Genomic DNA, 12,458 nt, shown 5'->3' on the forward strand with positions numbered 1-12,458 from the left:
GTACAAAAGCAAAAAGGGCTGTAAGACAAACTTACAGCCCTTTTTTATACCTTTGCACTTATGATTGATGTATTTCTAAAAAAAGGCAAAGAAAAAGCTGCTGTGCAACGTCACCCCTGGATCTTTTCAGGCGCTATTGAAAAAATAAAGGGCAGTCCCGAAAATGGCGAAGTGATCAAAGTTTTGGCGGCAGACAAAGAATTTCTTGCTTATGGATACTACAATGCACAATCCAGAGTAGCGATAAGGTTATTGGAATGGGATGAAAATGTACATATTGATAAAGCTTGGTATCAGCAGAAACTGCAAAACGCCATCTCTGCCCGTCAACACGTATTAAAAAACGGAGAAACCAATACCTGTAGGCTGGTTTTTAGCGAAGCCGACTTTCTTCCAGGTCTGATTGTAGATCAGTATGCAGATTTTCTTTCCCTTCAGATCCTCAGTGCAGGCATTGAAAAGGCAAAAGAAGACATCATTGACATTCTGAAAAAAGAACTACATCCTAAAGGTATTTTTGATAAAAGTGATGCAGGAGCCAGGGCCCACGAAAACCTGGAACTTAATCCCGGCTTACTTTGGGGAGAAACCCCTCCTGAGTTCATAGAGGTCTCAGAAAATGGCATACGCTACCACATTAACATTGCAGAAGGGCAAAAATCAGGTTTTTATTGTGACCAGCGGGACAACCGTCGCATCCTGGCCGAGTACACAACTGGAAAAAATGTCCTGGATTGCTTTTGCTACAGTGGCGGTTTTACGCTCAATAGCCTTGCAATGGGCGCTGCTAAAGTCACCAGCGTAGACAGTTCGGCCCTGGCCATAGAAACCCTTAAACACAATATTGTACTCAATAACTTTGAGACCCACAGGCAACAGAGCATACAGTCTGATGTCAATAAACAACTAAGGACATTTAAAGAAAACGGCCAAAAATTCGATGTCGTGGTGCTGGATCCGCCTAAATATGCCCCTTCCAGATCTGCTTTAGACCGCGCAGCAAGAGCCTATAAGGACTTGAACAGACTGGGCATGCTGCTGCTTGAAAAAGGGGGCCTGCTGGCGACATATTCCTGTTCAGGAGCCGTTGACATCGAAACGTTTAAACAAATTATTGCCTGGGCCGCACTCGATGCAGGAAAAGAGGTCCAGATTCTAAAACAGTTTAACCAGCCCGAAGACCATCCCGTAAGGCTTTCTTTTCCAGAGGGAGAATACCTTAAAGGATTGTTGTTAAGGGTACTTTAGACGCGTTCTGATCCCTCTTCTGAAGGAAGCCGGTCATACTCGCCCTTTAAGGCATAATAGCCAAAAATAACCAGCCCTGTGCTGATGGGAATAAAGATCAGCAAAATAATTCCCCACTGCAGGGCGGTATTGGTTTTTGCCGCGCCTTCAGCGGCAAGCCCGATTTTTTCGATGGCCTGCAAAGACATCAGTATAATGGCGCAGGGTCCGAGCAATATCCAGAAAAGTCCTAATATTCTTTTTAATACGTTCATCATCATTTCTTTTAACCGGCCTCAGTATGTTCCGGTTTTTTATTGGATAAATAAATTGTTCCTATTACAAAACTCAGTGCGGCAACTCCAATGGGATACCATAGTCCCGATAAAGGAGAGGCCCCCGGAAAACTGGCAATTAGGGTCGCAATAAAAGGCACCAGCCCCCCAAAAACACCATTACCGACGTGATAAGGCAAAGACATGGAGGTATAACGGATTTTGGCTGGAAACAATTCAACCAGAAAAGCGGCAATCGGACCGTATACCATAGTGACCAGCAGAATCTGGAAAAAGATCAGTCCAACGAACTTCCAAAAAACAGCTCTGTTGAGTTTTTTATCTTTAAGAACTTCAGGCTGGAAATAAACCGCTTTTGCCGGATCAGCATATTTTATCTGAGACTGAATTTTAGTATAAACTGTAGCATTCTTCAAAGCAACTTGTCTGGACTCACTGATCAGGCTATCCTGGCCATTTTCCATCAGCATTGATGTTCTTACTGGTGCTGAAACCGATTTGATGTCTTTTTGTTCTACCCTGCTTAGGTCACTATCTTCCAGAAAAACCTGATAAATCGGCCGGTAAAAAATGACACCGAGCAGCATTCCGCCCAGCATGATCCATTTACGGCCAACCCGGTCACTCCAGGCGCCAAAAATCACAAAAAAAGGCGTTGCAAAAGCAATTCCCCATAAAAGGATGTATCTGGAGTCGTTAAAATCAAGCTTACAGGTGTTTTCAAGAAATGACTGGGCATAAAACTGTCCCGTATACCAGATGACCCCCTGCCCCATCGTTGCTCCAAATAAGGCCAGTAAAACCATTTTAAAATTCGCTTTATGGTTAAAGCTTTCTTTTAGAGGGTTCTTTGAAACCTTTCCTTCGGACTTCAGCTTACTAAATACGGGTGATTCCTGCATTTTCATCCGTATATATATAGAAACCCCCACCAGGAGGATAGAAAGCAGAAAAGGGATCCTCCAGCCCCAGCTGGCGAAATCGGCTGCGCCCAGAAAATTCTTAGTAAGCACAATAACCCCAAGCGACAAGAACAAACCACCTGTTGCTGTGGTTTGAATCCAGCTGGTAAAAAAGCCTCTTTTATGAACAGGGGCATGTTCGGCTACGTAAGTAGCCGCCCCTCCATACTCTCCACCAAGCGCCAAACCCTGCACCAGGCGTAAAATCAGCACTAAAACAGGTGCCGCATAACCGATGGTAGAATAAGAGGGGATCAGTCCGATTAAAAAAGTAGATCCGCCCATCAGCACCAGGGTCAGCAAAAAAGTATATTTTCTGCCAATTAAATCACCCAGGCGCCCGAAAACCAGCGCCCCAAATGGCCGGACAATAAAGCCTGCAGCAAATATGGCCAGGGTATTGATCAGCGCAGATGCGCCTGTATCCTGGGGGAATAATTTGGATCCGATAATACTGGCCAGACTTCCGAAAATGTAAAAATCGTACCATTCAATCAATGTGCCCAACGAGGAAGCACCAATAACTTTAAAAATACTGTTCTCTTTGGTTTCCAGGGGCATGCCGCGTTAAAAATATTTGGTTACTAAAAATAAACATAGCAAATGTTTTCCACATAGGCACACTGGATTAATTAAAAGTATAAAAAAATAAATTTCCCAGCCAGGGAAAGAAAAAGAACAATTGTTCGTAAATTAAACTTACAAAAACCTATTTATGCTCATTGGAAAAAACATCAAGCTCAGCAGGATCCTCATCAATACCTGGCAGGTAGACATCATTATGATCGTTTCCTGTTCTATTACGTATTTTGCCAGAGAATTTCTTATTACACACAATCTGGATATTCCTGCCATTATTCCAGGGGTCTTGGGGACCGCCATCGCATTTTTTATTGGTTTCAACAATAATCAGGCTTATGACCGCTGGTGGGAAGCCAGAAAAATATGGGGCTCACTGGTCAATGATTCCCGTTCCTGGGCCAGAAGCCTATTGAGTTATGTAGAAGAAAACGCAGAAACCAAAGAACTGGTACGGAAAATGATCTGTCAGCACATTGCTTTTCTGTACACCCTTAAAGGTGCTTTACGCAATTACGACGACAAGATTTACACAAAATACCTGAGCATCCAGGAACTGGAAGAAATCGGCAAACAAAGCAATCAACACAATGCCATTTTAAATATTCAGTCCAGGGAACTTCAACTGCTTTCCAAAAAAGGCTATATAGACGGTTTTCGTTTCATACAGCTGAACCAGCTGCTGGTCAATTTCACGGACCACATGGGCCGTTCAGAACGGATCAAGAACACGGTGTTCCCCACAACTTATTCTTACCTTACCAAGGTGTTTATATGGCTTTTTGTGGTTTCTATTACCCTGGTCATTAGTCCTTACCTGGAATATTGGTCCATTTTTATTGGCTGGCTGGTGGGTTTTGTATTCGTGTCTACACAAATTAACGGGATGAGCCTGATCAATCCTTTTGAAAATAATTCTGCAGCCATCCCGCTCAACCAGATCACCAGAACCATAGAAATTAACCTCCTGGAAATGCTGGGCGAAACCGACATTCCGGCACCAGTAAAACCAGTAAATGAGGAATATGTCCTATAAAAACAGCTATTGCTCTTCCCGGAAATAAACTTTGTAATAGTTCATAGACTTATCGTCATCGAAACCTTTTTCGATCAGTTCTTTATCTCCGTGAATATAGATGTGAAAATTCTTGTCCAGCTTTAAGACACTTTTATAGTCCCGCGCCTGTTTTTTAACGGCCGCCCCTGAAATATCAAAGGTATCTGGTATCGGGCTGTCAAATTCCTCTTCATAGCTCTTTTTATAGCTTTTAAAGGACTCTATTCCCTCCGCGTTGGCAATGACCTCATTGGAAAATTCATCGATGTCAAAACTCTCCTTTTCCTTAAAGTATTTAATGGACTTGTTCAGCAGGTCAATCTTATCTGCTTTTGAAATGTCAAAGTCTTCATCGAGTTTTTGGGTTACAAAACTTTTATAGACCCCAAGCACATTATTCGTCTGGTTGTAATTGTCGTTTCTGATTTTCAGTTTTAAAAATTCATCCTTCCAGTAAACGGCTTCTGCGCTGCGATTGGTTTGATCGATCACGGCAACTTTATAGCCTTGTTCTTTTTCAGTATTAAAGATCAGGCAGCCTTTATCCAGCTTGGAGATGTTTATGGCTTCCTGTTCGTAACTGACATTAAATCCGCTGTTTTCAGGATAGACCTTCAGATAGGTTTCTTTGGTTTCAGATTTAAAAATACCAATGGCATCCTGCAATTCTCCCTCAATCTGTACATTTTCGAAATACACGACGTACAATTCCCCAGATTTGATTTTGGGGTGATTGGAAATTTCATACAGGTATTTGGCCAGTTGCTGGCTGTTTTCATGAAAATGCTCTCCTTTTTCAAAAATGGCTTCCGCAAAGTGATAGGCTTCGTTCAGATTTAAATCTTCATTGGGATGAAAAAACCTATAAATCTCGTTTACTTTGGCATAAGGACCCAGAAAGTACTGCAACAAAAGGTTTTTTAATTGTTCATCCTGAATCACCAGGGACTGATCGGAAAGCACATAAAACTCATCCTCAGATTTATTACCAATTCTGTGTATGGAAAGTTCTGCCAGCGAAGCTTCGAAAAAAGAGATCATAATGTCATTTACCTAAAAAAATGAAGGCAAAAGTACCTTTTATGATTCAGAAACCGTAATGGAAATTTACACCTTCTTCTCGGATTTCTTTTTCATCCTGAGGTTCAGCATTTCTACCAGAACAGAGAAAGCCATCGCAAAATAAATATATCCTTTAGGAATATGCTGGTCAAGGCCTTCTGCCAGCAGGGAAACACCAATCAACAACAGAAAAGACAAGGCCAGCATTTTAACGGTCGGGTGCTTATTGACAAAATTACTGATTGCACCCGAAGACACCATCATAATGATCACGGCAATAATTACAGCAGCGATCATAATTTCCACATGATCGGCCATACCAACGGCCGTAATTACAGAATCCAGAGAAAACACAATATCCAGCAACAGAATCTGTACAATAACCCCACTAAAAGTATAAGCTTTTGCACCAGCCCCCCCTTCTTCTTCCCCCTCCAGTTTAAGGTGAATTTCATGCGTGCTTTTATAAATCAGGAACAATCCGCCTACAATTAAAATCAAATCCCTGCCAGAAATGGCTAGTTTTTCCAGCCAGTCTTTATCCTCTACACTCAACCAGTTGCCTATATTAAATAATGTTGAAGTAAGGGTCATTACCCAGCTCAGCGAAAGCAATAGCAGCACCCTGGTGATCATGGCAAGGCCCAGTCCCAATTGCCGCGCTTTTTTTTGTTTTTCTTCTGGTAACTTAGAAGACAGAATGGAAATAAAAATGATGTTGTCAATCCCTAAAACAATTTCCAGGACAGTCAAAGTAATCAGAGAGATCCAGGCAGCAGGGTTATTTAATATTTCCATAGTAGGGTTTTCTGCCAGCTAAGATAAAAAAAAAGCCTGCTGATTTCATCAGCAAGCCCATTGTATTTGGTTTATTTATTTTTATCTGAAAGTGACTGAACCATAGTCTGATTTAACCCTTACGCGGTTATTACCTCCATTGCCAATCTTTCCCGAATAACTTTTCTCTGTAGATTCATCATCTTTACTGGTCAGCCTGGCGGTTACCCCTTTTCCATATCTGAAAGATGCATAACTGGTTCTTACATCCAGGTCCCCATTGTATTTATCCGAAAATTCCATTCCCATAGTTACGTACTGTCCGTCAATATTTAAAGACCTTACACCTTCAGTGACCTTGCCAATACTGAGCCTGTCATATTGCATGTCAAAGGTACCGTCCCCCCAAAGGGTACCAATATTAACCCCAGTATACTGGGTCCTGAGGTTAATGCTCCCCAGGCTACCGATATCCAGGCTGCCATACTGTTGCTTAATTGTCGTTGCTCCCTTTTTAATGGATTGAATATTTACTTTTGAATATTGTACATCCAGATTAAGATTAGCAACAGAACCAATAGTCAGACCAGATCCGTATTGCTGTTTGATCAGGGCATCCTCTTTAATATTGGTGATGTTCACCGATACATACTGGGCATTAAGGTTCAGGCTTCCAACTGTACCAATGATCAAGCCACTGCCATACTGATGTTTTACCGTTGCTTTATTCAGTTCTTCAATGGTACTTTTGCCATATTGTACAGCAACATAATTGTTATTGCTGGATAAATTTCCTGCTTTAAAATTGCCATACTGTAATTTCATGGAGAGTGCCCCGCTATGATCTCCCATTTCGACATTACCATACTGCATCACCATGCTCAATGCATTGGAAGAAGGCATATAAACAACGTAGTTTACTTTTACTTCTTTACGGCCTCTTTTTCCATTTCTGAACCAACTGCCCCAGCTTTTGTTTTCTTCTCCGATCCGGGTCCTGAAAGAAGCAACATCTCCTTGTTTATCAGCCTCAATACTTACTGCTTCCAGTAACTTCTGAACCTCCGATTCACTGTCACTATAGGCTTTGATGTCCACATCTACCTTTACTTCTCTTTTATCCCAGTTTTTGATCAGGATCGTACCATACTGATTACTCAGGCTTACTCTATCAGAAGCACTCAGGGGAAAACTTTTACTAAACGACTTAGACCTGACCGCATCATCAGCATCATTCTGCTGTCTGCGGGAAAGGCTGTCGGGCCCAGGGACTGCTGCAGTACTCAACTGGCTTGTCAGCAGGATCAGACCTGCCAGACAAAAAAACATCCTTCTCATATTTTATTCTCTTTTTTATATTGGTTCACCTGATTAATAATATTCAGTTGCTGAGTAATCAGTTGCAATTGCAATTCAAGATTTTTAACCATTGCTTTGCCAACCAGATTTTGATTCGGGCTGCTTGAAAACTCTTGTTTCAGCTTTTGATAATCTGAATCCATCTTTTCCATATCACTTTTAAATTTATTAAAAAGTGCAGGATTTGCTTTGGCCAAAACCTCCAGACTGTCTTTCTTTTCTTCAATCAGACTTGAAAAGCGCACCTGTCTTTTCATGTAATCAGGATTTACATCTGCAATGGTGGGGTTTGTTGCTCTTCCCATATTGAAAAACATATAGGTAATCCCCAGCATCAGCACCAGCGAGGCTGCTACTCCAATCCAAAGGGTCCTTCTCAAAGGCCTGACTGTTTTTTTCTGATCCAGGCCAGCCTCAATTCTTTCCCATAAATACCCTGGTGGCTCTTTAATATCAAAAGCCTTTTTGTTTTCTCTGATGTAATCTTCTAATTTTCTGCTCATCTTGATCTCCTTTCTGTTGCCATTAAGCTCTGTAATTTTAATTTTGCTCTTCTATATTGTGTACGGGAAGTGACTTCCGATATTTTCAGGATATGTGCAATTTCTTCATGGTCGTATCCTTCCAGCAGGTAAAGGCTAATCACCACCCTGTAACCATCGGGCAGTTGCTGGATGGCCTTGCGGATTTCCTCCACCTGTAATTGCATATCTTCCTCATCTGTTTCTTCTTCCTCAACTACGTCAACCTCATCTGTGCTCACAAACTCCACCTTCCTTTTTCGCAGATAATTAATCGACTTATTGATCACAATCTGTTTTAGCCATAAGCCAAAAGTCGTATCCCCCCTAAAATCGGCGATCCGGTTAAAGGCTTCTAAAAATGCTTCCTGCAGGACATCTTCTGCCTCTGCAACATGGCTTAAAATCCGCAGCGATACATTGTACATTGCCTTAGCGTACAATTTGTACAACTCAAACTGCGCTTTGCGGCTTCCTTGCCGACAGTCCTGCACCAATGAAAGGTGTTTATCTATATATACAGTTTCCAATATCGTTGAATTCGTCTATATGACAATCAAAGTTCAGAAACGTTGCATGTATATGAAAAATAAATGAATATTTTTACGGCCTAATTATTTACAATCATGTTAAGAACAACAACTTGCGGCGCTTTAACGATTAAAAATCTTGGAGAAAACGCAGTCCTGTGCGGCTGGGTGCAGAAATCAAGAGACCTTGGAGGAATGACCTTCATTGATATCCGGGACAGGTATGGGATTACCCAGTTGGTTTTTAATATGGATGATAACCGTGAATTGTGTGAAGCTGCCCGCAACCTGGGCAGGGAATTTGTCATCAAAGCAACAGGAACCGTTGTAGAACGTTCCAATAAAAACTCAAAAATACCAACCGGTGATATTGAGATTAAAATAACGGCCCTTGAAATACTCAATGCAGCAAAACTGCCTCCTTTTCTGATCGATGATGAAACCGATGGCGGTGATGACCTGAGGATGAAATACAGGTACCTGGATTTACGCAGGAACCCGGTCAGGAACAATATGGTCCTGCGCCATAAAATGGCCCAGGCCGTAAGACGTTATCTGGATGCCCAGGATTTTATAGAAGTAGAAACACCTGTTCTGATCAAATCCACTCCTGAAGGAGCCAGGGATTTCGTTGTCCCAAGCAGGATGAATGCCGGAGAGTTTTATGCCCTTCCACAATCTCCACAAACCTTTAAGCAGCTTTTAATGGTCTCGGGTTTTGACCGCTATTTTCAGATCGTAAAATGTTTCAGGGATGAGGATTTACGGGCCGACAGACAACCTGAGTTTACCCAGATAGACTGTGAAATGTCTTTTATTGAACAGGAAGATATTTTAAACACCTTTGAGGGACTGATCCGGACTTTGTTTAAAGACATTAAAGGAATTGACCTGCCAGCCGTGCCAAGAATGCAGTACGCCGACGCGATGAGACTTTACGGCTCAGACAAACCGGACACCCGTTTTGATATGCAGTTTGTAGAACTCAATCACCTGGTAAAAGATAAGGGTTTCCCTGTATTTGACCAGGCAGAGCTGATCATTGGCATCAATGCAAAAGGCTGTGCCGGTTATACACGTAAACAGGTCGATGAACTGACTGACTTCATCAAACGCCCTCAAATCGGCGCTACAGGATTAATCTACTGCCGTCACAATGAAGATGGAAGCCTGAAATCGTCGGTAGATAAATTTTTTACAGAAGAAGACCTTCAAAAATGGTCTGCAGCATTGAACAGCCAGCCCGGGGATTTGATCCTGATTATGGCAGGAGGTAAAGACAAAGTCAGAAAACAACTGAGTGAACTTCGCCTGGAAATGGGGAACCGTTTGGGCCTGAGAGACAAAAACACTTTCAGCGCGTTATGGGTCCTGGATTTCCCTTTGCTGGAGTGGGACGAAGAAAGTGGTAGATATCACGCTATGCACCACCCATTCACTTCTCCAAAGCCGGAAGACATTGCCTTGCTGGATAGTCAGCCAGGAGCGGTCAGAGCGAATGCTTATGATCTGGTCATTAACGGAACAGAAGTCGGTGGAGGCTCTATACGTATCCACGACAAAAGCCTGCAAGCCTTAATGCTTAAGCATTTGGGTTTCTCTGCTGAAGAAGCCCAGAAACAATTTGGCTTTTTAATGGATGCCTTTGAATACGGGGCTCCTCCACATGGTGGCATTGCTTTTGGTTTTGACCGCTTGTGCTCTATTTTTGCCGGACTGGACAGCATCCGGGATGTCATTGCTTTCCCAAAGAACAATTCAGGAAGAGATGTAATGATTGACAGTCCTGCGACCATTGACGATAAACAACTGGCCGAGCTGAATATTAAAACCACAGCCTAATTCGGGCATAAAAAAGGGGCATCAAATTGATGCCCCTTTTTTATTAATAGGTTTCGCTGTAAGGAGGAATACCATAGTCAACTTCCTCCACCTGCTTTTCTTTCTTTTTCTTTTTACTAAACCAGCCTTTTATAGAATTAAAAATCGCGGATAAATGCTCTGCATCCAGGGTCTTTCCAAACTTACTGGACGTTAGGCCGACCAGGGTCTTGGTCAAAAAACCAGAGCCCCGGAACAAAGTACTGTTCATTAGTATGGGCAATACCATAGACATCAGTTTGGAACTGATGTTCAGTTTGTCATCCATCTTAATAAAAGCAGAAGGGGTAGCATACTTTTTAATCAGCGAACCCAATGTAAACTGTTTTACGTACAATTTCGCATTCTGTTTCAGCTCAGAACCTTGCATTTTATATTCCGTGCGAAGTAAAAGTACCTGCTGCTGCAACTCTTCGAGGTTCTGTATATTATATCTTCTGCTCATCTTCCTTATCCGCTATTTTGTTAAAATATTTCCTGATTGAAAAGTTAATAATCGCCTTTTCAATATATTTATCCTTTGTAAAATATACAATTACAGCAAGGAGTATATAGATCAAAGAAACACAACCAAAGCCCCTGGTATAACTGCCCAGTAAATCGGATAAAAACAATGCAAGGGTTACTGTTCCAAACAAAAAGGCCAAAACAAAACAGATGATCACTGTTGCGCTGGTCACCAGATCTGCAAAAGTCCTGGAAACCTTCTCTACCATATACAACCGCGTATACTCTAAGCGGTTATCTATATAGTCTTTGGCATCTGAAAGAAGGTCTTCTATGTTTTTTTCTTTATTTTCCTGCATTACTTTCGGGGCTTAGGCATTTAATTATTTAGGCATGTTCTGTTTCGTCCGCATACTCCTCTTCCGGATTGAATTTATTTCTTACAGAACTTACGACTTTATCTTTCAGATTAGCCAGGTTATTGATTTCATCCGCTGCTTTATCCTTGATAGAATCCCCAAGGTCTTTCAAAGACTGACTTAATCTGTCCCTGGTATCGCTTCCTTTTTCAGGTGCAAATAATAAACCTAATGCCGCTCCTGCAGCTAAACCGGCCAGCAGCCCAATTAATACTTTTGAATTATCGTTCATGACATTAAAAATTTGTATAACATTAAAAAACTAAACCGAATAAGAAGCCTGTCTAAGATTAAAACCCTTGTTTTGGAGGAATTGTTTTAATTCTTTCCATTCTGTCCGCAGCCAAAGCACTTGTTTCATAGATTTTAATCAACAACATGAAATAAGATATCAGCAACGGGCCAAAGACAAGCCCCAGTATTCCAAACAGAGGTACACCAATAACTACGCCAATTACTGTAACAACAGGATGAATATTCCCAACTTTTTTGGCAATCATAAAGCGAAGGACATTGTCGATGTTAATGATGACGACAAAACCAAAGATCAGCATCGCCCACCCGGCAAAACTGTACCCATTGGCCAATTGTAACAGGGCCGCTGGAACAAATACAATCGGAGGTCCCAAAACCGGCACAAAACAGATAAATGCCGTGATTACTCCCCAAAACAAAGGATCGTTGTATCCCAATATCCAAAAAGAAAGCCCGAGTAAGGACCCCTGAACCAGGCAAATCAGTCCCTGCCCTACCACATTGGCATAGGTTGTATTTCTCATCTCCTGGCCAAACCGATAAACATTCTGGCTACGGAAAGGGGCATATTTAACCAGTGCAGCTTCGAATTTTTCATGCTCCAGCAGCATAAAATAAAGAAGAAAATACATCAGCAACAATCCGAATATAATGTTAAAAGCACCGGAAATAAGTGAGGGAAACAATTCTGTGGCCCAATCCCCGGCCTTATGTAAACCATCTTCTATCAGCTTCTGGATATTTGCACTGACATGGAACATATTTTTAAGCTTCAAAAGCACATCCTGACCATAAAGGTGCTCCTGCTGTAATTCCCCGATTTTAGAAATCACCATACTGCTCAATGCATAAAAGGGAAGGATAATCACCAGTATTGACACAAAAAGCAATAGAACTGCAGCCAGGCGCTTATTCCAGCCCTTTGTGACCAAATATATAAAGCCCGGCCTTAAAATCGTATACATAACCAGTGTACTCAGGATAGATCCGAATATTCCCTGTAAAGAATAGGCAATTAAACCGCCCAGGGCAATAATAATGACCAGTGTAATGTTATTCCTTTGTTTGTAGGAAAATAAGGACATA

Annotated in this window: 14 protein-coding genes; 3 read left to right on the forward strand and 11 right to left on the reverse strand. The window is 41.7% G+C overall.

The annotated features are described in order from the left end of the window. Nucleotides 1-60 precede the first annotated feature (60 nt). The gene (locus B0O44_RS05995) at nucleotides 61-1,248 is read left to right on the forward strand and encodes a class I SAM-dependent rRNA methyltransferase (protein ID WP_110828146.1); all 1,188 of its coding nucleotides are present in this window, start codon (nucleotides 61-63) and stop codon (nucleotides 1,246-1,248) included. On the opposite strand, the gene B0O44_RS06000 is transcribed toward B0O44_RS05995, so the two are convergent. Further along, a complete protein-coding gene (locus B0O44_RS06000; protein ID WP_110829155.1) occupies nucleotides 1,245-1,502 on the reverse strand; it encodes a DUF6814 family protein in 258 nt (85 codons plus the stop codon). The two genes, B0O44_RS05995 and B0O44_RS06000, sit on opposite strands and share 4 nt — an antisense overlap. An 11-nt stretch (nucleotides 1,503-1,513) precedes the next feature. Beyond that, a complete protein-coding gene (locus tag B0O44_RS06005) occupies nucleotides 1,514-3,046 on the reverse strand; it encodes an MFS transporter (RefSeq protein WP_110828149.1) in 1,533 nt (510 codons plus the stop codon). Nucleotides 3,047-3,200: 154 nt separating this feature from the next. On the opposite strand from B0O44_RS06005, the gene B0O44_RS06010 reads away from it, so the two are divergent. Continuing rightward, nucleotides 3,201-4,100, forward strand: a complete 900-nt coding sequence (locus tag B0O44_RS06010) for a bestrophin family protein (protein ID WP_110828151.1) — start codon at nucleotides 3,201-3,203, stop codon at nucleotides 4,098-4,100. A gap of 6 nt (nucleotides 4,101-4,106) precedes the next feature. Here B0O44_RS06010 and B0O44_RS06015 read toward each other — a convergent pair whose 3' ends face one another. The 5 genes from B0O44_RS06015 to B0O44_RS06035 all read right to left on the reverse strand — a co-directional run bounded on the left by B0O44_RS06015 (nucleotide 4,107) and on the right by B0O44_RS06035 (nucleotide 8,334). Next, nucleotides 4,107-5,162, reverse strand: coding sequence for a nucleoid-associated protein (locus B0O44_RS06015; RefSeq protein ID WP_110828153.1), 1,056 nt, complete (start codon nucleotides 5,160-5,162; stop codon nucleotides 4,107-4,109). 66 nt (nucleotides 5,163-5,228) lie between these two features. After that, nucleotides 5,229-5,981, reverse strand: coding sequence for a TerC family protein (locus B0O44_RS06020; protein WP_110828156.1), 753 nt, complete (start codon nucleotides 5,979-5,981; stop codon nucleotides 5,229-5,231). 81 nt (nucleotides 5,982-6,062) lie between these two features. Continuing rightward, the gene (locus B0O44_RS06025; RefSeq protein ID WP_110828158.1) at nucleotides 6,063-7,298 is read right to left on the reverse strand and encodes a hypothetical protein; all 1,236 of its coding nucleotides are present in this window, start codon (nucleotides 7,296-7,298) and stop codon (nucleotides 6,063-6,065) included. Further along, a complete protein-coding gene (locus B0O44_RS06030; RefSeq protein WP_110828160.1) occupies nucleotides 7,295-7,822 on the reverse strand; it encodes a hypothetical protein in 528 nt (175 codons plus the stop codon). Before B0O44_RS06030 ends, B0O44_RS06025 begins: the two co-directional genes overlap by 4 nt. Then, complete coding sequence (locus B0O44_RS06035) at nucleotides 7,819-8,334, reverse strand: RNA polymerase sigma factor (protein ID WP_245943621.1); 516 nt, start codon at nucleotides 8,332-8,334, stop codon at nucleotides 7,819-7,821. The genes B0O44_RS06030 and B0O44_RS06035 overlap by 4 nt, the downstream gene beginning before the upstream one ends. A 132-nt stretch (nucleotides 8,335-8,466) precedes the next feature. Here B0O44_RS06035 and aspS point away from each other — a divergent pair, with 132 nt between their 5' ends. Continuing rightward, entirely contained in the window at nucleotides 8,467-10,212 is a 1,746-nt protein-coding gene (gene aspS, locus B0O44_RS06040) for an aspartate--tRNA ligase (protein WP_110828164.1), read from the forward strand. Between the two features lie 43 nt (nucleotides 10,213-10,255). Here the strand turns inward: aspS and B0O44_RS06045 are convergent, their stop codons facing one another. Genes B0O44_RS06045 through B0O44_RS06060 form a run of 4 tightly spaced genes read right to left on the reverse strand, consistent with a single transcriptional unit; the run spans nucleotide 10,256 to nucleotide 12,457 of the window. Continuing rightward, a complete protein-coding gene (locus B0O44_RS06045; RefSeq protein ID WP_110828166.1) occupies nucleotides 10,256-10,696 on the reverse strand; it encodes a hypothetical protein in 441 nt (146 codons plus the stop codon). Beyond that, a complete protein-coding gene (locus B0O44_RS06050) occupies nucleotides 10,680-11,057 on the reverse strand; it encodes a phage holin family protein (protein ID WP_110828168.1) in 378 nt (125 codons plus the stop codon). Before B0O44_RS06050 ends, B0O44_RS06045 begins: the two co-directional genes overlap by 17 nt. Before the next feature lie 28 nt (nucleotides 11,058-11,085). After that, nucleotides 11,086-11,349: a YtxH domain-containing protein gene (locus B0O44_RS06055; RefSeq protein ID WP_110828170.1), complete on the reverse strand. Its 264-nt coding sequence runs from the start codon at nucleotides 11,347-11,349 to the stop codon at nucleotides 11,086-11,088. Between the two features lie 58 nt (nucleotides 11,350-11,407). Continuing rightward, nucleotides 11,408-12,457 (reverse strand): AI-2E family transporter, encoded by a 1,050-nt coding sequence (locus B0O44_RS06060; RefSeq protein WP_110828172.1) that lies wholly within the window; start codon nucleotides 12,455-12,457, stop codon nucleotides 11,408-11,410. Nucleotide 12,458: the final 1 nt, after the last annotated feature.

This window comes from Pedobacter nutrimenti, assembly GCF_003208655.1.
In the GTDB taxonomy this organism is placed as follows: Bacteria; Bacteroidota; Bacteroidia; order Sphingobacteriales; family Sphingobacteriaceae; genus Pedobacter; species Pedobacter nutrimenti.

Coding starts and splice junctions, on each gene's coding strand:
- B0O44_RS05995 (WP_110828146.1), top strand. CDS start 61: ATGATTGATGTATTTCTAAAAAAAGGCAAAGAAAAAGCTGCTGTGCAA.
- B0O44_RS06000 (WP_110829155.1), bottom strand. CDS start 1,502: ATGAACGTATTAAAAAGAATATTAGGACTTTTCTGGATATTGCTCGGA.
- B0O44_RS06005 (WP_110828149.1), bottom strand. CDS start 3,046: ATGCCCCTGGAAACCAAAGAGAACAGTATTTTTAAAGTTATTGGTGCT.
- B0O44_RS06010 (WP_110828151.1), top strand. CDS start 3,201: ATGCTCATTGGAAAAAACATCAAGCTCAGCAGGATCCTCATCAATACC.
- B0O44_RS06015 (WP_110828153.1), bottom strand. CDS start 5,162: ATGATCTCTTTTTTCGAAGCTTCGCTGGCAGAACTTTCCATACACAGA.
- B0O44_RS06020 (WP_110828156.1), bottom strand. CDS start 5,981: ATGGAAATATTAAATAACCCTGCTGCCTGGATCTCTCTGATTACTTTG.
- B0O44_RS06025 (WP_110828158.1), bottom strand. CDS start 7,298: ATGAGAAGGATGTTTTTTTGTCTGGCAGGTCTGATCCTGCTGACAAGC.
- B0O44_RS06030 (WP_110828160.1), bottom strand. CDS start 7,822: ATGAGCAGAAAATTAGAAGATTACATCAGAGAAAACAAAAAGGCTTTT.
- aspS (WP_110828164.1), top strand. CDS start 8,467: ATGTTAAGAACAACAACTTGCGGCGCTTTAACGATTAAAAATCTTGGA.
- B0O44_RS06045 (WP_110828166.1), bottom strand. CDS start 10,696: ATGAGCAGAAGATATAATATACAGAACCTCGAAGAGTTGCAGCAGCAG.
- B0O44_RS06050 (WP_110828168.1), bottom strand. CDS start 11,057: ATGCAGGAAAATAAAGAAAAAAACATAGAAGACCTTCTTTCAGATGCC.
- B0O44_RS06055 (WP_110828170.1), bottom strand. CDS start 11,349: ATGAACGATAATTCAAAAGTATTAATTGGGCTGCTGGCCGGTTTAGCT.
- B0O44_RS06060 (WP_110828172.1), bottom strand. CDS start 12,457: ATGTCCTTATTTTCCTACAAACAAAGGAATAACATTACACTGGTCATT.